At 73.2% G+C, this 19,126-nt stretch carries 19 protein-coding genes; 10 read left to right on the top strand and 9 right to left on the bottom strand.

What is annotated here, in order from left to right:
- The first annotated feature begins 183 nt into the window (after window positions 1-183).
- A complete protein-coding gene (locus OG900_22260) occupies window positions 184-1,722 on the top strand; it encodes a Rieske 2Fe-2S domain-containing protein (protein ID WUH92558.1) in 1,539 nt (512 codons plus the stop codon).
- On the opposite strand, the gene OG900_22255 is transcribed toward OG900_22260, so the two are convergent.
- From OG900_22255 to OG900_22245, 3 genes are all read right to left on the bottom strand, one after another.
- Complete coding sequence (locus tag OG900_22255; protein WUH92557.1) at window positions 1,715-1,894, bottom strand: hypothetical protein; 180 nt, start codon at window positions 1,892-1,894, stop codon at window positions 1,715-1,717. The genes OG900_22260 and OG900_22255 overlap by 8 nt on opposite strands.
- A gap of 164 nt (window positions 1,895-2,058) precedes the next feature.
- The gene (locus tag OG900_22250) at window positions 2,059-2,523 is read right to left on the bottom strand and encodes a DoxX family protein (GenBank protein WUH92556.1); all 465 of its coding nucleotides are present in this window, start codon (window positions 2,521-2,523) and stop codon (window positions 2,059-2,061) included.
- A gap of 194 nt (window positions 2,524-2,717) precedes the next feature.
- A complete protein-coding gene (locus OG900_22245) occupies window positions 2,718-2,987 on the bottom strand; it encodes a helix-turn-helix transcriptional regulator (GenBank protein WUH92555.1) in 270 nt (89 codons plus the stop codon).
- A 164-nt stretch (window positions 2,988-3,151) separates the two neighbouring features.
- Here OG900_22245 and OG900_22240 point away from each other — a divergent pair, with 164 nt between their 5' ends.
- Window positions 3,152-3,646, top strand: coding sequence for a helix-turn-helix domain-containing protein (locus OG900_22240; protein ID WUH92554.1), 495 nt, complete (start codon window positions 3,152-3,154; stop codon window positions 3,644-3,646).
- Between the two features lie 615 nt (window positions 3,647-4,261).
- On the opposite strand, the gene OG900_22235 is transcribed toward OG900_22240, so the two are convergent.
- Together OG900_22235 and OG900_22230 are read right to left on the bottom strand one after the other, a co-directional pair.
- Window positions 4,262-4,420 (bottom strand): hypothetical protein, encoded by a 159-nt coding sequence (locus OG900_22235; protein WUH92553.1) that lies wholly within the window; start codon window positions 4,418-4,420, stop codon window positions 4,262-4,264.
- 825 nt (window positions 4,421-5,245) lie between these two features.
- Window positions 5,246-6,169: a class I SAM-dependent methyltransferase gene (locus tag OG900_22230; GenBank protein WUH92552.1), complete on the bottom strand. Its 924-nt coding sequence runs from the start codon at window positions 6,167-6,169 to the stop codon at window positions 5,246-5,248.
- 78 nt (window positions 6,170-6,247) lie between these two features.
- On the opposite strand from OG900_22230, the gene OG900_22225 reads away from it, so the two are divergent.
- Both OG900_22225 and OG900_22220 read left to right on the top strand, forming a co-directional pair.
- Window positions 6,248-6,838, top strand: coding sequence for an XRE family transcriptional regulator (locus OG900_22225; protein ID WUH92551.1), 591 nt, complete (start codon window positions 6,248-6,250; stop codon window positions 6,836-6,838).
- A 120-nt stretch (window positions 6,839-6,958) separates the two neighbouring features.
- Window positions 6,959-7,516, top strand: coding sequence for a hypothetical protein (locus tag OG900_22220; GenBank protein ID WUH92550.1), 558 nt, complete (start codon window positions 6,959-6,961; stop codon window positions 7,514-7,516).
- Here OG900_22220 and OG900_22215 read toward each other — a convergent pair.
- Window positions 7,510-7,695, bottom strand: a complete 186-nt coding sequence (locus OG900_22215; protein ID WUH95874.1) for a DUF6191 domain-containing protein — start codon at window positions 7,693-7,695, stop codon at window positions 7,510-7,512. The genes OG900_22220 and OG900_22215 overlap by 7 nt on opposite strands.
- Before the next feature lie 69 nt (window positions 7,696-7,764).
- On the bottom strand, window positions 7,765-10,005 hold the full coding sequence (gene katG, locus OG900_22210; protein WUH92549.1) for a catalase/peroxidase HPI: 2,241 nt from the start codon (window positions 10,003-10,005) through the stop codon (window positions 7,765-7,767).
- Window positions 10,006-10,206: 201 nt separating this feature from the next.
- On the opposite strand from katG, the gene OG900_22205 reads away from it, so the two are divergent.
- The 3 genes from OG900_22205 to OG900_22195 all read left to right on the top strand — a co-directional run bounded on the left by OG900_22205 (window position 10,207) and on the right by OG900_22195 (window position 12,972).
- On the top strand, window positions 10,207-10,623 hold the full coding sequence (locus OG900_22205) for a transcriptional repressor (protein WUH92548.1): 417 nt from the start codon (window positions 10,207-10,209) through the stop codon (window positions 10,621-10,623).
- Between the two features lie 169 nt (window positions 10,624-10,792).
- On the top strand, window positions 10,793-11,530 hold the full coding sequence (gene uppS, locus OG900_22200; protein ID WUH92547.1) for a polyprenyl diphosphate synthase: 738 nt from the start codon (window positions 10,793-10,795) through the stop codon (window positions 11,528-11,530).
- Window positions 11,527-12,972 (top strand): oxygenase MpaB family protein, encoded by a 1,446-nt coding sequence (locus tag OG900_22195; GenBank protein ID WUH92546.1) that lies wholly within the window; start codon window positions 11,527-11,529, stop codon window positions 12,970-12,972. The genes uppS and OG900_22195 overlap by 4 nt, the downstream gene beginning before the upstream one ends.
- Before the next feature lie 201 nt (window positions 12,973-13,173).
- On the opposite strand, the gene sigJ is transcribed toward OG900_22195, so the two are convergent.
- A complete protein-coding gene (gene sigJ / locus OG900_22190; GenBank protein WUH92545.1) occupies window positions 13,174-14,130 on the bottom strand; it encodes an RNA polymerase sigma factor SigJ in 957 nt (318 codons plus the stop codon).
- A 311-nt stretch (window positions 14,131-14,441) separates the two neighbouring features.
- Here sigJ and OG900_22185 point away from each other — a divergent pair, with 311 nt between their 5' ends.
- A complete protein-coding gene (locus OG900_22185) occupies window positions 14,442-15,071 on the top strand; it encodes a lactate utilization protein (GenBank protein ID WUH92544.1) in 630 nt (209 codons plus the stop codon).
- A gap of 193 nt (window positions 15,072-15,264) precedes the next feature.
- Here the strand turns inward: OG900_22185 and OG900_22180 are convergent, their stop codons facing one another.
- The gene (locus OG900_22180) at window positions 15,265-15,963 is read right to left on the bottom strand and encodes a DUF2199 domain-containing protein (protein WUH92543.1); all 699 of its coding nucleotides are present in this window, start codon (window positions 15,961-15,963) and stop codon (window positions 15,265-15,267) included.
- A 305-nt stretch (window positions 15,964-16,268) separates the two neighbouring features.
- Between OG900_22180 and OG900_22175 the strand changes: the two genes are divergently transcribed.
- Together OG900_22175 and OG900_22170 are read left to right on the top strand one after the other, a co-directional pair.
- Entirely contained in the window at window positions 16,269-17,330 is a 1,062-nt protein-coding gene (locus OG900_22175; protein ID WUH92542.1) for a MoxR family ATPase, read from the top strand.
- 56 nt (window positions 17,331-17,386) lie between these two features.
- The gene (locus OG900_22170; protein WUH95873.1) at window positions 17,387-19,126 is read left to right on the top strand and encodes a hypothetical protein; all 1,740 of its coding nucleotides are present in this window, start codon (window positions 17,387-17,389) and stop codon (window positions 19,124-19,126) included.

Raw genomic sequence — 19,126 nt, 5'->3', positions numbered from 1 at the left:
CGGCGAACCGTAACCTCCACGACCCGCTCTGACCAGCACATCCATGCGTTCCGCCGGCAGCAGGGGCCGCCCAGCGGGTGCGCGGCGGCGAAGGCACGGGCAGCGTAGGTACGGATGTCGGGTCCGTCCCATCCGATGGTGGCTGGCTCGGGTGACTACTCAGCCGAGAGGGTGTGCGGTGGTATGCGGGTGACCGGACTTGGGCATGCAGGCCTGTATATCGAGAGCGCGGCGGGATCGGTGCTGTGCGATCCCTGGGTCAACCCCGCCTTCTTCGGATCGTGGTTCCCCTTCCCGGACAACACGGATCTGGACTGGGCGCACTACGGCCACGCGGCGGACTATCTCTACATCTCCCACCTGCACCGGGACCACTTCGACCCGGAGAACCTGCGCCGGAACGTGCGCAAGGGCATCACGGTGCTGCTGCCGGCTTTCGTCACCGACGAGCTGGAGCGTGAGCTGCGGGCCGTCGGGTTCACGAACTTCCTGCGCACCCGCAGCGACATACCGGTCGAGCGCGATGGGCTGCGCGTCATGATCACCGCCCTGACGGGACCCGGCGACGGGCCCATCGGCGACTCCGCGCTGCTGCTGGACGACGGCACGACGACGCTGCTGAACCAGAACGACGCGCACCCGCTGGACATCCCGGCCATCAGGGCGTTCGGTGAGGTCGACGCGCACTTCCTGCAGTTCTCCGGCGCCATCTGGTGGCCGATGGTCTACCAGCTGCCGGACGCGGCCAAGCGGGAGTTCGCCGCCCGCAAGCGCCAGGGGCAGTTCGACCGCGCGCTGCTCTATATCGACGCGGTCCAGGCGGCGCACGTATTCCCCACCGCGGGCCCGCCGTGCTTCCTCGACGAGGAACTGTTCGACTTCAACGGGACGGGCCGGGACGGGGAGAGCATCTTCACCGACCAGCAGGAGTTCCTTGCCGAGCTCGCCCAGGTGCGGCCCGACGTGTCGGCGCACCTGTTGCTGCCGGGAACCGTCGCGGAACCGGAGCGGACCGCGTGCAAACTCACCCACCGCCACACCACCGAGGAGATCGACTACCTCTTCGGTCACAAGCGCGAGTACCTGCGCAGCTACGCCCGCAGGCAGCAGCCCGCGCTGGCCGCCGAGCGGGCTTCCCGGGCCCCGGCGCTGCCGCGCGAGCAGCTGCTGGCGGCGCTGAAAGAGTGGTGGGAACCGCTGCTGGCGCGTGCCGACCGGATCTGCGCCGGAGTCGGTGGCGCGGTGCGGCTGGACGTGGACGACATCCCGATCGTGATCGACTTCTCGGCGCGGGAGGTCCGCGAGTGGAACGGTGAGCGGTGCCGATACACGCTGTCCACCGCCGGCGACCTGGTGGCCACCAACATCGCGCGTCGCGAGGTCGACTGGTCGAACAGCCTGCTGCTGTCACTGCGGTTCAGCGCCAGCAGGATCGGGCCCTACAGCGAGTTCGTGTTCGTGTTCTTCAAGTGCCTGTCGAACGAGCGAATCGACTACGTGGAGAACTACTACGACGCCTGTGACGACGACGGCGAGGACTTCCTGGCCGACGGCTGGCGGGTACAGCGCCGCTGCCCGCACCTGCGCGCCGACCTCAGCCGGTTCGGGGAGATCAAGGGCAACGAACTCACCTGCACCCTGCACGGCTGGCGCTACGACCTGACCACCGGCCGGTGCCTGACGGCGGACGGCCACGACATCCGTGCCACGCCCGTCACATGAGCCGCCAGGGCCTGTCCGAAGGCCCGGCGAGCACGCCCACGTGCGGCACGTCCTGCACCCGGGCGAAGTCCGCGCTGATGCCGCCCGCCGCCTGGAGCAGCAGACGGTGCTCCAGCAGACGGTCCACCGTCGTCTCCGCCGCGTGGCAGTCGACGTCGGCCCCGGCGATCACTGCCCCGAGCCGTCCCGCAGCGGCGCCGCCACCGACCGGATGCCGGGCGTCGGCTGCTCGTCGGGTGCGAGCGGCGCCGCGGGCCGCCCGGTCGTCCTGCGACCTCCTCGGCGCCCTCCGGGGGCGGCCCGTTCGACGGGCCGCCCCCGGGCTATCCCATCCGGTCAGGTCACCTCGGGCTCCGGCTCGCCGGCTCCCGCTTCCAGCGGCTGGAAGCGCCTGGCGACCACCTGCGCGAGCGACCAGGCGCCCTGGCCCATCACGGCGACCAGCAGCAGGCTCCAGCAGAACATCGCCGCGCCCTCGCCGCCGTTCTCGATCGGCCACAGGGCGCGCTTCTGGTGCACGGTGAAGTAGGCGTAGGCCATCGAGCCCGACCCCGCGAGGGCCGCGAGCCTGGTGCCCGTCTCGCCGATCCCGACGAAGACCAGGATCCCGCAGACCAGCTGGATCAGCCCGGCCCACCATCCGGGCCACACCCCGAAAGACGGCCGGTCCGGGTTCGACGACCCGCCGAGGACTCCCAGCACGGTCGACGCCCCGTGCGAGGCGAACAGCAGGCTGACGACCATGCGGAAGACGGATAAGACATACGGGCGTACGGCATCGAGCCGCTTGTCGGTGTCCATGACGACACTCCTTGGTGTGGGGGGAACGGACGCGTCGGCGGCGGCCAACCACGACCCGGCCCCACACGGGCGGCCGGCTGGGCGGAGGACGCCTGCCGGCCACTGATACGTACCGCCCCCCACCGGTGTTCACCGTCAGGGGACACTTCTTCCCCACCGTCCCCTCGCGCGGGTGTGCCCGCGGGGCGGCGGGGTCAGCCTGCGGACGGTGGCGCCGGGGCCTCGGCGGTGGGCCGCTTGCGCTCCAGGACGACGATCGGGCAGTTCAGCGCGGCGGCGATCTTGATGAGGTTGGCCGGGGTGGCGCTGCGCCAGCCGGACTCGATCTCACCCATCAACTGCTCGGAGATGCCGATCCGGTCGGCGAGGGCGCGCTTGGTGAGGCCCGCTTTCTGCCGCGCCCAGGTGACCGCCTCGGGCTCCTGGTGGAGCCTGCTGGGGCGGGAACGGGTGCGTGGTGCCATGAGGAAAACGTAGCGCGTAGTAGCGCGTGAAACAAGCAGTACGCGCGCACTACGCGATATCGAGTGCGTACTGCCGCGTATATGTGCAGGTGAGGGCGGTGCCGCTGGTTCCACTTCCCTGGAAGTGGTGGACGCAGAGTGCGTAGTTGTGCGAAGCTCGGCGCATGACAGAGCGTCTGGAAGCGCCGCCTGAGGGTGTGTTGATCAAGCGCGCGGCAGCCGCCGCACGGCTCTCCCAGCGGGAGGCCGCCCGGCGCGCGGACATCAGCGAGACGCGATGGCGGCAGCTGGTGTCGGGCTACCAGGTGGTCAGCCGCGCGAAGGTCCCGGTCCGCAGCCCCGACGACACGCTGGCGCGGATGGCGCGGGCGGTCGGCGTCACGGCCGAGCAGCTGGAGGAGGCCGGGCGCGACGGCGCGGCCGCCGCCCTGCGCGAGGCCGAGGCCGAGGAGCTGGCCGCACCCGCCGGGCGGGGCGCCGACACCGGGGACGGCGGTCCGGGCAGCCGGGTGGACGAGCGGTGGCACCTGGTGCAGGCCGTCCTGCGGCAGGCCCGCGCCGGGCTGACCGCGTCCGAGTACGACACGCTCGCCGGCCGGATCACCGCGTATGTCAGCGGGCCCGCCGCCGCTGACGAGGGCGGCGACGCGGCTTCGTAGCGCGCCCCTGCGCCCGGCCGGCGTCCAGCATCCGGACGGCGCGCGACTTCACCTGCCCGCGGCGCGGCACCGCGCCGCGAACCGCCGACCGGCAGGTCACAGCCGCTGCACGTGCATCCGCAATTGCCGCCGCGGCCGCGAAATGTCACCCCCTGCGGCAATTCCGCAGGTCGGCCGGGACGTCTTCCGTGCCGGGCGGCCTGGAAGCGCGCCCGGCGGGCTGGCATCATGATGCTTCGTCGGCCTCGACCAGGGGGTCTGCCAACGGAGTTCTGCCGTTCGGGTGATACCGGACGGGTGACTTCACGGCATTCTTTCGTTGTGACCTCGGTCACAACTCCCCCTCGCGGCCTGCGGTGATGGCACTGCGTACGGCCCCTGCCCAACGCCGATCCGCCGCGAGCGTGTGGCGCATCGCGTGACGGAAAGGGCACTATGGGGACGAACTCCTCGTGACGTGACGCAGATCACAACGGTCCACGACCGCGCGACCTCACGCCCGCGAAACGCGAGGAAGCGCCCCGCCCGTCCGCTGGTTGGCGCCTGAGACAGGGCGAAGCGCTTCCGGTCGCAAGATGTGGCCCCTACCGGGTGACCCCGGTGGGGGCCACACCACTACAGGTGGCGCCCGATGAATCCGGCGATGTCGAGCAGGTCCTTCAGGACCCGCAGCACCGCCACCAGAAACCGGACGCCGGCACCGATACGCCGTTCGGCCGGTGCCCACCACTGCTGCTTCTTGCGACCCCCATCGCCCTGTCGGTCCTCGGGCATGGAGGGAACTCCCTTCTTCCACTGAACGGGGACCACGCAGTCGTGGACCCCCGGGGGGTCCGCGCCATGCTCGGGTGATCTCCGGTGTGGAGTCCGGCAGTTGGGCACATCGTAGCGGTGCCGGAGAGCGAGTCACGCGTAACAATGCGTAGCGCATCGACTCTGCGGGAGAATCAACGGCACCGCGTGCCAGGCGCGTTCGCGGTGTGCACGCGCCAACGGCCGCTGCCTGCGGGGATGATCGCGGCGGCGGAGCACCGGCGTGGCACGCGGTGCTGCCGACCTGGCGAGATTTTTCCGGCATATGCCGGTGACATGGATGCGGCGTGACCGATACCACCCGGTCGGCGCCGGTCGGCGCCGGCCGGAAGGGGTCGGCCGAAAGGGGTCGGCCGGGGCCCCGGCCGGAGGGCGCCACTGGTGGGCGCCGGGCGCCGGGCCGCTGGTGCCGCCCAGAGGGGGCAGGGCGGGTAGCGCCACCCGGGGCCCCGGCCGGAGGGCGCCACTCGGCGGGCAGCGGACCGGCGGCGGGTAGGCGGGCGCGCAGACGCGGCCCCCTCCCGGCATGGCCTCCGGCCGCAGTGGGTCGTCCGGAGGCCATGACGGGCAGGAGGCCGCGTCGGGGGTGAGGACCGTGTCGAGCGTGACGGCATCGACGGTGCGGACCCGCGTCCGCGGGGACCACCGCGCCGGCGGGGACGGCGTCGGCGGGGACGGCGTCGGCGTCGGCGGCGTCGGCGTCGGCGGCGGCGCCGGCGGTGCCTACCGCGCCAGCGGGGACGGCGTCGGCGGGAACCAGCACCGGCGGGGCCGCCGCGAGATGGACTACGCGGGCAGCCGCACCCCCGCGAAGACCGTCGTCGGCGCCAGCAGGAAGGCGTCGGGGCGGTGCAGGACGCCGTCCGGGGATGACGGGGAGAGCAGGGTGTCCAGGGTGGCCAGGTCGTCCGCCGGGAGGGACTCGCTCATCGACTCGCGGAGCCGGGTCAGGAAGGCGTGCAGGTAGGTGCGGGCCGGGGCGGGCAGCGGGGCCGGGATGTCGAGCAGGGTGGTGAAGGCCGTGACGCCGGTCAGGCCCGCCCGGGTGAGCATCGCGGGCCAGTCGTCGGGCGCGGCCACGTAGCCGGGCAGCTCGGCGCGCATCAGCGCGAACCACTCCTCCTGGACGGCGTCGAGGCGGGCCTGGAGGCCGGGCCTGCCGAGGCCGAAGTCGCGGGGCAGGAAGCGGGTCGGCAGGACGGCCTCGGCCACCGCGAGCACCCCGCCGGGGCGGAGCACACCCGCGAGGGCGTCGAGCGCGCCCTGCTGGTCGCCCAGGTGGTGGACGGCCATGCTGCTCCACACCAGGTCGGCGCTGCCGGGCGCGTCGTCCAGGCCCTCGGGCAGCTCGGCGTGCCGGACGCCGACCCTGCCGTCGAGGCCGAGGCGCCGGGCGCGGGCCAGGGTGCGGTCGAGCAGCGCCTGCGTCCCGTCGACGGCGACCGCCTCGGCTCCGGCGAACTCCTCGGCCAGGACGCAGGTCATCACGCCGGGGCCGCTGCCGACGTCCAGGACGCGGCGGACGTCGTGCCCGGGGGCGAGCAGCTCCCGCAGCCGGACCGCGGTCGCCCGCAGCACCGGGACGCGCAGGTCACCGGCGTTCTCCAGGGTGTCGGCCATCGCCTCCCAGTCGATGTCGGTGTGGTGGTGGTCGTGCTTGCCGTGGGCATGGCCGTGACCATGCGGGTGGGTCGGTGCGTCAGCGCTCATGCCGGGCAGCGTGCACCGGCCTTCGCGCCCACGGCAACAAACGTTGCCGTTTCCGGGACGGCCCTGTGGAATACCCGTATGGACGACGACACCCCGGCGCCCCACCAGGCCGTGCTCGACGAGGTCGGCCCCCGGCTCAGGCGGCTGCGCGCCCAGCGCAAGCTCACGCTGGCCGCGCTCTCCGAGACCACCGGCATCTCCAAGAGCACCCTCTCCCGGCTGGAGTCCGGCGGGCGCCGCCCCAGCCTGGAGCTGCTGCTGCCGCTGGCCGCCGCCTACCGCGTACCGCTGGACGACCTGGTCGGAGCGCCCGAGGTGGGCGACCCCCGGGTGCGGCTGGCGCCGCGCAGCCTGCCGAACGGCGGCACCGTCGTCCCGCTGTCCCGCGGACCCGGGCCCCTCCAGGCGTACAAGATGATCGTCCCGGACCGCGGCAGCGAGCCCGACCTGCGCACGCACGAGGGCTACGAGTGGCTGTACGTGCTGCACGGCCGGCTGCGGCTGGTTCTCGCCGACCACGACCTGACGCTGGAGGCGGGGGAGGCGGCCGAGTTCGACACCCGGCTGCCGCACTGGTTCAGCGGCGCCGGCGGCCAACCCGCCGAGGTCCTCAGCCTCTTCGGCCGGCAGGGCGAGCGCATGCACGTCCGCGCCCGGCCGCGCGCGTGACCGCGTGACCCGGACGGCGCTCCCGTGTGGCCGGAGGGTGGACGGCAGCGTGTAGTGGGTCCTGCGGCACCGACGAGGCGTGCCGCCGCCCCCACACACCCGAAGAGCCGAGGAGTCGCCGTGAGGCCCCATGTCCGAGTCATCGCCGCCGTCGCGGGTACGGTGATCGCCGCCGCCGCGGCGACCGCATGCTCAGGGAGCAGCAGCCCCAACTCGTCCGCCGACAGCACGGCGTCCCCGTCCGCCTCGGTCGCGCTGCAGGAGGCGGCGAAGGCCACCGCGACGGTCACCACCAAGTCGGTGTCGCTGGGCAAGATCCTCGTCAACGACAAGAACATGACCCTGTACCTCTTCCAGGCCGACAAGACGTCGACCTCGACCTGCACGGGCGCCTGCGCCGCCGCGTGGCCGCCGCTGACCGTGTCGTCGTCCGGGAAGCCGACCGCGGCCGGCGGGGTGCAGAGCAAGCTGCTGTCCACGTCCAAGCGCTCCGGCGGCGGCATGCAGGTGACGTACAACGGCCACCCGCTCTACCGCTTCGCCGGCGACAGCAAGCCGGGCGACGTCAACGGGCAGGGCCTGAACAACTTCGGCGCCAAGTGGTACGTCCTGGGCACCGACGGCAAGGCGATCACCAAGTCGGGCGGGAGCAGCACCGGCGGGAACGGCGGCTACTGACCGTCCTGGCGCGCGACGCGGATCAGCGCCTTCCCCTGCTCCAGGTCGGCCTCGGAGCGGGGCGGGGCGCCGTCGCCCTCCTCGTCGCGGAGCACGAGCGTCGTCCCGCGCTGGTCCGGCTCGTTCCGCCTGCCGGGAGGGAAACCGGCGTGCGGCTGCTCGAAGCCGGCCGCCGATATCCGGCACGCGCACCGCGGCCCCGCGGTTCACCGTGAACCGCGGGGCCGCGTGTGTGGCTCGGGCCGGGATCAGACCAGGTCGAAGCGGTCCAGCTCCATGACCTTGGTCCAGGCGGCGACGAAGTCGCGCACGAACTTCTCCTTCGCGTCGTCGCTCGCGTAGACCTCCGCGAGGGCGCGCAGCTCGGAGTTCGAGCCGAAGACCAGGTCCGCGCGGGTGCCGGTCCACTTGACCGCGCCGCCCGCGGCGTCGCGGGCCTCGAAGACGCCGCTGTCCTGCGCGGCGGGCTGCCAGGTCGTGCCCAGGTCGAGCAGGTTGACGAAGAAGTCGTTCGTCAGCGTGCCCGGCGTGGCGGTCAGGACGCCGTGCGACGACTGGCCGTGGTTGGCGCCGAGCACCCGCAGGCCGCCGACCAGGACGGTCATCTCGGGGGCGCTCAGGGTGAGCAGGTTGGCGCGGTCGAGCAGCAGGTACTCGGCCGGCAGCCGGCTGTCCTTGCCGACGTAGTTGCGGAAGCCGTCCGAGGTCGGCTCGATCGCCGCGAAGGACTCCACGTCGGTCTGCTCCTGCGACGCGTCGGTGCGGCCCGGGGTGAAGGGCACCTCGACGGCGAAGCCGGCCTTCTTCGCGGCCTCCTCGACGCCCGCGCCGCCGGCCAGCACGATCAGGTCGGCGAGCGAGACCCGCTTGCCGCCGGTCTGCGCGGCGTCGAAGGCCTCCTTGACGCCCTCCAGGGTGCGCAGCACCGAGGCCAGCTCGTCGGGCCCGTTGACCTCCCAGCCGTTCTGCGGCTCAAGGCGGATACGGGCGCCGTTGGCGCCGCCGCGCTTGTCGCTGCCGCGGAAGCTGGCAGCCGACGCCCAGGCGGTGGAGACCAGCTGGGGCACCGTGAGGCCGGACGCGAGGATCCGGTCCTTGAGCACGGCGGCGTCGGCGGCGTCGATCAGCGGGTGCGCCACGGCGGGCACCGGGTCCTGCCACACCAGCGTCTCGGACGGGACCTCGGGGCCGAGGTAGCGCACGACCGGGCCCATGTCGCGGTGGGTCAGCTTGAACCACGCGCGGGCGAAGGCGTCGGCGAATTCCGCCGGGTTCTGGTGGAAGCGGCGCGAGATCTGCTCGTAGGCGGGGTCGACGCGCAGCGCCAGGTCGGTGGTCAGCATCGTCGGCGCGTGGGTCTTGGCCGGGTCGTGCGCGTCCGGCACGGTGCCGGCGCCGCCGCCGTCCTTCGGCTTCCACTGGTTGGCGCCCGCGGGGCTCTGCGTCAGCTCCCACTCGTAGCCGAAGAGGATGTCGAAGAAGCTGTTGTCCCAGGTGGTGGGCGTGTTGGTCCAGGCGCCTTCGAGGCCGCTGGTGATCGTGTCGCCGCCCTTGCCGGTGCCGTACGTGTTGCGCCAGCCGAGGCCCTGCTCCTCCAGCGCGGCGGCCTCGGGGTCGTCGCCGACGCTGTCGGCCGGGCCGGCGCCGTGGGTCTTGCCGAAGGTGTGGCCGCCGGCGATCAGCGCGACGGTCTCCTCGTCGTTCATCGCCATCCGGCGGAAGGTCTCGCGGATGTCGCGGGCCGAGGCCAGCGGGTCGGGGTTGCCGTTGGGGCCCTCGGGGTTGACGTAGATCAGGCCCATCTGGACGGCGCCGAGCGGGCTCTCCAGCTCGCGGTCGCCGGTGTAGCGCTCGTCACCGAGCCAGGTGGTCTCGGGGCCCCAGTAGACGTCCTCCTCGGGCTCCCAGACGTCCGCGCGGCCGCCGGCGTAGCCGAAGGTCTCGAAGCCCATGCCTTCGAGCGCCACATTGCCGGCCAGCACCAGCAGGTCGGCCCACGACAGGGACTGGCCGTACTTCTTCTTGACCGGCCACAGCAGGCGGCGGGCCTTGTCGAGGTTGGCGTTGTCGGGCCAGCTGTTCAGCGGCGCGAAGCGCTGCTGCCCGGCACCGGCGCCGCCGCGGCCGTCGCTGATCCGGTAGGTGCCCGCGCTGTGCCATGCCATGCGGATGATGAACGGGCCGTAGTTGCCGTAGTCGGCCGGCCACCAGTCCTGCGAGGTGGTCAGCACCTCGGCGATGTCCCGCTTGACCGTCGGCAGGTCGAGGCTCTTGAAGGCGGCGGCGTAGTCGAAGTCCTCGCCGAGCGGGTTGGACACGGCGGGGTTCTTCGCGAGGATCTTGAGATTGAGGCGCTCGGGCCACCACCCGCGGTTGCCGCCGCCCTTCGTCGGGTGCGGGGCCCGCGCTCCGTGCGGGACCGGGCAGCCCCCCGCGCCCTCCGTCTCCGTCTTCGGGTCGGTGACGATTGCGTCGTGGTTCTCAGTCATGGAAATCCTTCCGGACCAGGCGGGTCGGCTGCGGTCGCCGTACCGGAGTCGTCCTGTCCCTTGGCTACCGCCAGAACCGATCCTACAATGGACACAGTCCAAGTCAAGAAGCGGCCCAACTGCACACACCGTCGAAAAACGGATGTCCGCTGCTAAAGTCCTGGTGACGCGCGAGAACGAACAGGTGACAGGTGAGCCGATATGAGTGACCTGCTGGAGAGACTGCGAGGACGCGGCTGGCGGATGACCTCCCAGCGGCGTGTCGTCGCGCAGGTGCTCGACGGTGACCATGTTCACCTCACGGCGGACGAGGTGCACGCGCGGGCGGCCGCGCTGCTGCCGGAGATCTCCCGGGCGACGGTCTACAACACGCTGGGCGAGCTGGTCTCGCTCGGCGAGGTCATAGAAGTGGCCACCGACGGCCGCGCCAGGCGCTACGACCCGAACGCCCACCGACCCCACCACCACCTGGTCTGCTCCGGCTGCGGCACCGTCCGCGACGTCCACCCGGACCGGGACCCGCTGACCGACCTGCCCGCCGAGGAGCGGTTCGGCTTCGCCGTGGCGGCCGCCGAGATCACCTACCGGGGGCTCTGCCCGTCCTGCGCGAAGGCCTGAGCGGGGGCCTGCCGCGGGAGGACCGGTCAGACGTCCGGCGCCCGGCAGATAATCGTACGGAAGTACGACGGGTGAATCCGCCCGGTTCCGCGCGTGCCCGCCGCCCCGGCGCGGAAGGCTGCCTGGCGGGGCGCCGCCCGGCCCCCCGGAGCAGGACGGAGGGGCGACCGTGTCGGCAGCCTCGTTACGTACCCGGCCGCGCCATGTCGCGTGCGTGATGGACGGCAACGGCCGCTGGGCCCAGCGGCGTTCGCTCCCGCGCACGTCGGGCCACCGGGCGGCCGAGACGACGGTGATCGACGTCATCGAGGCCGCGCGCACGGCCGGCGTGACCTGGCTGAGCCTCTACGCCTTCTCCACCGAGAACTGGCAACGCCCCACCACCGAGGTCGACTTCCTCATGCACCTGGTGCGCCGGGTGGTACGCAAGCACGCGCCGCTGCTGCACGCGCGCGGCATCCGCTGCCGCTTCCTCGGCGTGACCGACCCCCGCATCCCCGCCCCGCTCGCCCGCGACTTCGCCGACCTCATGACGCTGACCGACGCGAACCGCGGCATGACGCTGACCGTGGCCTTCGACCACGGCGGGCGCCAGGACATCGTCGAGGCCGCCCGCTCCCTCATCCGCAGCGGGGTGCCCGCCGACGCCGTCGACGAGCGGCACTTCGCCTCGCACCTGCCCTTCCCCGACACCCCCGACGTCGACCTCGTCATCAGGACCTCGGGCGAGCAGCGCATCTCGAACTTCATGCTCTGGCAGGTGGCCTACGCCGAGTGGATGTTCCCGCCGGTGCTCTGGCCGGACTTCCGCGCCCCGCACTTCATGGAATGCCTGCGCACCTACCAGCAACGCGACCGCCGCTTCGGCGGCGTGCCGACGCACGCGAACGGAGACCCCCGCCCGTGACGGACCCGACGACCGCCGCCCCGGAATCCCTCTTCGGACCCGACTCGCAGTTCCACCGCTTCTTCAACGACCCGCGCTGGGCGCTCGCGATGGTGCGCGCCACCGTCCTGGAGGCCGCGCACCCGCAGATCGGCGCGGCCCTGATCGACAACTCGTCCTTCGTGACGCACCCCTGGCGGCGGCTGCGCAACACCCTGGTCAGCCTCCAGCGGATGTTCGGCCCCGACGAGGCCGCCCGGCAGCGGGAGGCCGCCCGGCTCAACCGGCTGCACTCACGGCTCAGCGGCACCGACGAGCAGGACCGGCCGTACGACGCGATGGACCCGCAGGTGCGGGCCTGGGTGGTCGCGACGCTCTTCGAGAGCTCCGTCACCATGTGCCGGCTGAGCGGCCAGCCGCTGGACCGCACCACGATGGAGCGGCTCTACGCCGAATTCCGCGCCTTCCTGGGCGCCCTGGGGGACCGGGCGGGCCATCTGCCGCCCACGCTCCCGGAGTTCTGGACCTACTACGACCGGATGGTCGCCGAGGAGCTGGAGAGCACCGAGGCGCTGCGCATCATCCTCTACCGGCTCTTCGACCACCTCCCCGCGCCCCCGCTGCTCGGCGGCCTGCCCACCGTGTGGGCGGCCGGGCGCGCGCTCGCCGGGCCCGCGATCGGCACGATCACCGTGGCGTCGCTGCCCGAGCCCTTCCGGCGGCGCGCCGGCCTGCCCGAGATCCCCGGCGCCCAGACGCTGATGCACAGCGCCTACGTCGCCGCCGGGTTCGCCCGCTTCCTGCCCGAGGGCTGGCTCCAGACCGACTACCTCACCGGCATGCTGTCGCTGTCCCCGGACAGCGACGACCCGCGGCTCGCCACGATCACCGCGCTGCGCGCGCGGATGAAGCGGGCCGGTGCCTTCGTCCGGCTGGTCGCGCCCTTCCCCGCGCAGCGCTCCGCGGAGGGCGCGGGCGACGAACCGCGGCGCAGCGCGGAGGAGTTCTTCACCGAGGTGCTCGACCAGACCGGCGACGGCTTCCTGTCGTGGCCCGACCTGGCCGCCATGGCCCGGGAGTTGTGCTCCCGGCTCGACCTGGACGAGCCGGCCGAGACCCGGCTCTACACCGCCTTCGCCGACTGGTGGCGGGAGTTGCAGACGGCGCTGGACGCCGACGGCGACGGCCGGGTCAGCAAGGAGGAATACGCGGCCGCCGTCCCGTCCCTCGCGGGGCCCGCGCTGATCAGGGTCGCCGAGGTCCTCTTCGACGCCACCGACGCGGACGGCGACCAGTCCATCGACGCGGGCGAATACCGGGCGCTGTTCAGGACCGGCTTCTGCCGTACGGTCGCCGGCGCGGAAGGGCGCTATTCGCGCAGCGCGTTCGTGCAGGACTTCCTCGCCTTCATGGCGGGCCGGCGCCATTCGACGGCGTACGACCCGCTGCTCACCGGCGCGTAGGGCCGCGAGCGGCCCCCGGCCCTACCCGCGCGGGTGCGGCTCAGCCGCCGAAGGTCTCGCAGCGGCCGCCGACGTCGGAGTTCCGGCCGCCGCCGGCCGGCGCGGTGTCCGTACCCAGCACCGCGTGAGCACTCCCCGCTCCCCGGCCCCTGGGCCCCGCCGGACCTCAGCCGGCGGCCAGGGCCCGGGGGATGCGATGGGTCAGGGGACGGCCGGGGAGCGGGACGTCCAGGGGTGGAGTTTTTCGGGGTTGCGGACTGCCCAGATGTGGGTGATGCGGTGGGCCGTGGTCTGGAAGGCGTAGACCGTGACCGTCACGCCGTCGCGCTGGGCGATCAGGCCGGGTTGGCCGTTGACCGTTGTCTCGGCGAAGGTCAGGTCGGGGGCCGCGTGGGCGATGTCGATGTGGGCCCTGGCTATCCGGGGGCCGCCGTCGATCGGGTGGAGGACGGCGGCCACCAGGCCGCCGCTGTCGGCGGTCATCGTGGCGTCGGGGTCGAGGAGGCCGACCAGGGCGTCGATGTCCTTGGCCTGCCACGCCTGCATGAAGTCGCGTACGACGACGGCCTGTTGGGCCGCCGGGTTCGCGTACGCCCGCGCCGAGCGGATCCGGCGGCGTGCCGAGGAGGCCAACTGGCGGCAGGCGCCCGCCGTACGGCCGGTGATCTCGGCGATCTCGGCGAAGGGGTAGCGGAAGACGTCGTGCAGGATGAAGGCCACCCGCTCGGCCGGCGTCATCGACTCCAGGACGACGAGGAAGGCCATGTTGACCGATTCGTCCAGCGTGACCCGGTCGGCCGGGTCGGCCGTCGCGTCGTCCGGCCGCACGGTCGCCCACTCGGTGTGCGCGGGCAGCGGCTCGGGAATCCACTCGCCCACATAGCGCTCCCGCCGCGCCCGCGCGGAACCGAGCAGGTCGAGGCAGATACGGCTGGCCACCCGGGACAGCCACGCCCCCGGCGACTCGACCGCGTCCTGCTGCTGCCGGGACATCGCGTACCACCGGGTGTACGTCTCCTGTACGGCGTCCTCGGCCTCCGCCAGCGAACCCAGCAGCCGGTAGGCGAGATTGAGCAGCTGCCGCCGCTCGCTCATGATCGCGTCCAGGTCGGGGCCGGCGTCGTGTCGGACGTACCCCGAACCGGGTCGGGTGCTCATGACGGTGACGACTCCCTCGTTCGCGGCCGGCTGCCCTCGTCCGTACGACAACTCCCCCCGCCCGAATGTGACACGGGCGGCGCCTGACATTCCGCTGGGCTGCGTCGTCGGACTGGGTGAGAGGAACCCCGCCGTCCAGCGAACAGGAAGCCCAGCAGCACGATGACCAGCGCGCTCCGCTCCCTGAACGCCCCCCGCGGGCCCGGCCGTACGGACCGCGCCCGGTCGCGCGAGCGGCCCACGACGCCCTCCCCGGCGCCGCGTGCGCCGCGCACGGCCCATCCCATGACGACCAGTCCAGGAGACACATCATGACCTCGCAGATCCCGGCCACCCTCTTCGCCGACCCCGTGTCCGAGGAGCGCCTGGAGCAGACCGCTGCGGCGCTGAAGTCCCACGGCTTCATCGTCGAGATCCTCGACGACGGCGCCGCCGCCCGCGCCCGCGTGCAGGAGCTGGTCCCCGAGGGCTCCAGCGTCTACACCTCCGCCAGTGAGACCACCCGCCTGTCCGGCATCGAGCAGGACATCAACACCAGCGGTCGCTACGAGGCCCTCAAGCCGGTCGTCGTCGCCATGGACCGCGTCACCCAGAGCCACGACATCCGCAAGCTGCTCGCCGCGCCCGACGTCGTCATCGGCAGCGTCGCCGCGGTCACCGAGACCGGCTCCATGCTCGTCGCCTCCGCGAGCGGCAGCCAGTTGCCCCCGTACTCCGGCGGCGCCGGGCTCGCCATCTGGGTCATCGGCGCGCAGAAGGTCGTTCCCGACCTGGAGACGGCGATGCGGCGCCTCGAAGAGCACACGTTCCCTCTGGAGAACACCCGGGCGCAGGGCGTCTACGGCAAGCCCAGCGCGTTGAACCGGCTGCTCATCCTCAACGCCGAGCCCGTACCCGGGCGCGGTGTCGTCCTCCTCCTCCGCGAGGCCATCGGCTTCTGACCCCCCGTTGTTCGGCCCCGGGCGCCCACCCCTCGCGCTGCGCGCCCGGCCCACCGGTGCCGCCGCGCCGGGGGACCGCGTCCGAACGGGCGGCGCCCGCAGGGGATTTCGGCCGGGCCGATGCCGTTCCGGCCATGACGGAGGGACGCAACCCGCTGCTGCGGCCGGCGGACGACCCGACCGGTGCCGCGCGTCACACCGCGCTGAGCGAACGCCATACGTGCCCGGCCCACGCGAGGTCGGCCCGGTCGTCGACCGTGCAGACGACCGAGAGCCCGGCGCCGCCCGGGAGGACGTCGACGCCGCGGAATTCGTACCGCTCGCGCCCGCCGCGCACCACCGCGGTCCACCCGGCATGCGGCACGGCCCCCGGCCCGGCGGCCTCCTCGGCGGTGACGGTGCGGCCGGGGCCGCTGAAACAGTGGCCGCCCCCGCCCGTGCCGGCGGCGGCGAGCCCGGCGCTGCGCTCGATGGACCAGCGGCCGCCGCCGACCAGGGTGCGTACGGCCACGGGCAGCGGGTGGCCGTAGCGGCTCAGGACGTGGTCGCGGTCCCAGGTCGTCGCGAGGAGCCCGGCCACGTCCGCCCGGTCCGACCCGGTCACGTACGGGACCTCGTCCCGGTCCCGCACCGCGACGACGACGGGCGCGTCGAGCAACTCCTCGCCCCAGGGCGGGATCGCGTTGCCCAGCGCCCCGCCGAAGGCCAGCCCGTCGTACCCGGCGGACTCCCAACTCCCCTGCACCGCGCCGAACTCGGCCTCCCCGACCCGCACCCACGTCCCGACGACCAACTCCGTGCCCCCGCTGAGGGCGACCGGCAGCAGGCACCTTACGAAGCACCCCGCCCCGTCGGCCTCCACCAGGGCCCCCAGCCCGCCTGGATGCCGCACCTCCCCCTGCGGCCCGACCCGATCCGGCGATCCGAACCGCACATCGACCCGCCGCACCGCCCCCGGCACGGCACCCCCGCAGCACCCGCACGTCGCCCCCGCACGTCTCCCCATGCGGCGCACCCTAGCCCCGCACTCCGACACCGGCCGACCCGGCGCGGGCGCGCGGAAATCGAGGTGCGCCCCCGCGCCGGGTCGCGCGACCATGCGGACGGGACGCAGGCCGGGCGGTGCGCCGTCAGGGCCGCCCGCCCGACCACGTTCCCCCGGACCGCCGTTCCGCAGATTCAGGAGCTGATCCTTCCGTGCAGGCTGCCGTGACCGTCCGCCCGGCCCAGGTGTCCGAGCTGCTGCTCGGGCTGGCCACCGTCCGGCCGGTCTTCCTGTGGGGTGCGCCTGGTATCGGGAAGTCGTCCCTGGTGCGGGAGTTCGCCGAGGCACTCGGCCTGGAGTGCGTGAGCCTGCTGGGCACGCAGCTGGCCCCCGAGGACCTCATCGGGGTGCCGCAGATCCGGGACGGGCGGTCGGTCTTCTGCCCGCCGGAGGCCATCGCGCGGGACGAGCCGTACTGCCTGTTCCTGGACGAGCTGAACGCGGCGACGCCCGACGTGCAGAAGGCCTTCTACTCGCTGATCCTGGACCGGCGGATCGGGAACTACGAACTGCCCGCGGGCAGCGTCGTCATCGGCGCGGGCAACCGCGCCACCGACAGCGCGCTCGCCCGCCCGCTGGCTTCCGCACTGGTCAACCGCCTCACCCACGTGCATCTTGAGGCGTCGGCCGTCGACTGGCTGAAGTGGGCGGCGCGTTCCGACATCCACCCCTGGGTGACGGACTACCTGACCGACCGGCCGCACCACCTGTGGTCCAAGCCGCCGAAGACGGAGGAGCCCTTCTCCACCCCGCGCTCGTGGCACATGCTGTCGGACGCGATCAGGTCCTTCGGGCCGACGCTGGACGAGCACACGCTCAAGGTGCTGGCGCACGGCACTCTCACGCCGACGCACGCCGCCGCCTTCTGCGGCTATGTCCGCGTCGTACGCAGCGAGTTCGGCATCGACGCGGTCATCAAGGGCGACGCCCGCTGGCCCAACCGGGTCCAGGACCGCGACCTGCTCTACTACCTGGCCGAGTCCTTCCGCGGGCGGCTGATCAAGGAGCTGCCGGCGAGCAAGGAGCACGCCTCGCCGTCGGTGCGGCAGACCGCCTACCGCGCGCAGGCCCTGCTGGTGCAGCTCGCCGAGATATCTGTCGAGGTGGCCCAGACGGTGATCGCGGACGACGAGGACGGCAACGCGGTGCTGCCCGCCTGGTTCCTGATCGAGGCCGCCAGGGACATGCCCCGGCTGGTGGAGGCCCGCCGGTGAGCGGCACGCGGCGCGGCGGGGGCGGGCAGCGGCAGCCACCGCCGCCCGACCCTCGCATCGCGCGCAACTACCACCTCGGCCTGGAGATGGTTCGGGCCGATCCCGCGCTGGGCGCGCTCGACGTGGGCTTCTGCCGTTCGGCGTGCCGGGTCGCGCCCCGCGAGGGGTGGGCGCTGGCGGAGTCGGACGGCTGCGTGCACGTGAACCCCAAGCGGCTGGCCGAACCCGGTGAGTGGGCCTGGGTGTTGGCGCACAGCGTGCTGCACCTGGGCTTCGGGCACCTGCCCGCGGCCCGCGGCGACCGCACGCAGCCGGACCGCTACGACCTGGCGGCGCGCTGCGTGGTGGTGAACCGCTTCCAGCAGTCGCACCCGCTGGGCACCGCGCCGTTCGAGCTGCCGGAGTCCTTCCCGGGCGGCGACGAGGCCCAACTCGCCGAGCGCTTCCGGCGCGACGGCATCCCGGAGGCGTACGCGCGCTGCGGCGCGGCCGGCTCGGAGCCGGACCAGCGGCTCGAACCGTGGAGGTACGAAAGGGACCCGGAGGACTGGCAGGAGGCCTTCGCGCGCGCCCTGACACGTACGGTGTCCGAGGCGATGGCGGCCGCGGGCGGATCCCCCGACCGCCCGAAGGGCCCGTGGACAAAGGCACTCGACTGGTTCGTGTCGTCCTATCCGCTGCTCGGCGGTATCGCCGCCGGCATGACGGTGGTCGCCGACGCGGACCTGGCCCGCGCCCACCACATCTTGGTGGCCGCGGTGAACGCCGCCGCGGGCGAAATCTACGTGAACCCGCTGCGCGTGCACACCGAGGACGAGTGGCGGTTCATCCTGGCCCACGAGATGCTGCACGCCGCCCTCCACCACGGCGACCGGCGCGGCGCCCGCGACCCGTATCTCTTCAACGTCGCCTGCGACTACGTCATCAACGCCTGGCTGCTGGAGATGGGCGTCGGCGCGATGCCCGCCGGCCTGCTCCACGACCCGGAGCTCGCCGGGCTGTCCGCCGAGGAGGTCTACGACCGCATCACCACCGACCTGCGCCGCATGCGCCGGCTGGCGACCCTGCGCGGCAAGGGCCGCGGCGACATCCTGGGCGAGCCGCTGCCGCACCCGTCCGCGCCCGCGGACTACGTCGACCTGGACGGCTTCTACCGCCGCGGCCTGCTCCAGGGCTTCGACCTGCACGACCGGACCCGCGGCACCCTGCCGGCCGGCCTGGTCGAGGAGATCGCAGCCCTGGCGCACCCGCCGCTGCCCTGGGACGTGCGGCTGGCCCGCTGGTTCGACGAGTACGTGCCGCGGCCGCAGCCCCTGCGCAGCTTCGCCCGCCCCGCCCGCCGCCAGGCCTCGACGCCCGACATCCCGCGCGCGGGGCGCTACTTCCCGCCCGAGGAGCTGGAGCGCTGCACCTTCGGCGTCGTCCTGGACACCTCGGGCTCCATGGACCGCCGCCTGCTCGGCAAGGCGCTGGGCGCCATCGCCTCCTACGCCGAGTCCCGCGACGTACCCGCGGCCCGGGTGGTCTTCTGCGACGCGGCGCCCTTCGACGCGGGCTACCTGCCGGCGACCGAGATCGCCTCCCGGGTGCGCGTACGCGGCCGCGGCGGCACCGTGCTGCAGCCCGGCGTCGAACTCCTCCTCGCCGCCGACGACTTCCCCCCTGGCGCCCCGGTGCTGCTGATCACCGACGGCGAGTGCGACGTGCTGCGGATCAGGCGCGAGCACGCCTTCCTGCTGCCGCGCGGCGCCCGGCTGCCCTTCAGCCCGCGGGGACCGGTCTTCGAGATGCGCTAG

It is taken from the genome of Streptomyces sp. NBC_00433, from assembly GCA_036015235.1.
Lineage (GTDB): Bacteria > Actinomycetota > Actinomycetes > Streptomycetales > Streptomycetaceae > Actinacidiphila.
This window is presented reverse-complemented; position numbering and strand designations above follow the sequence as displayed.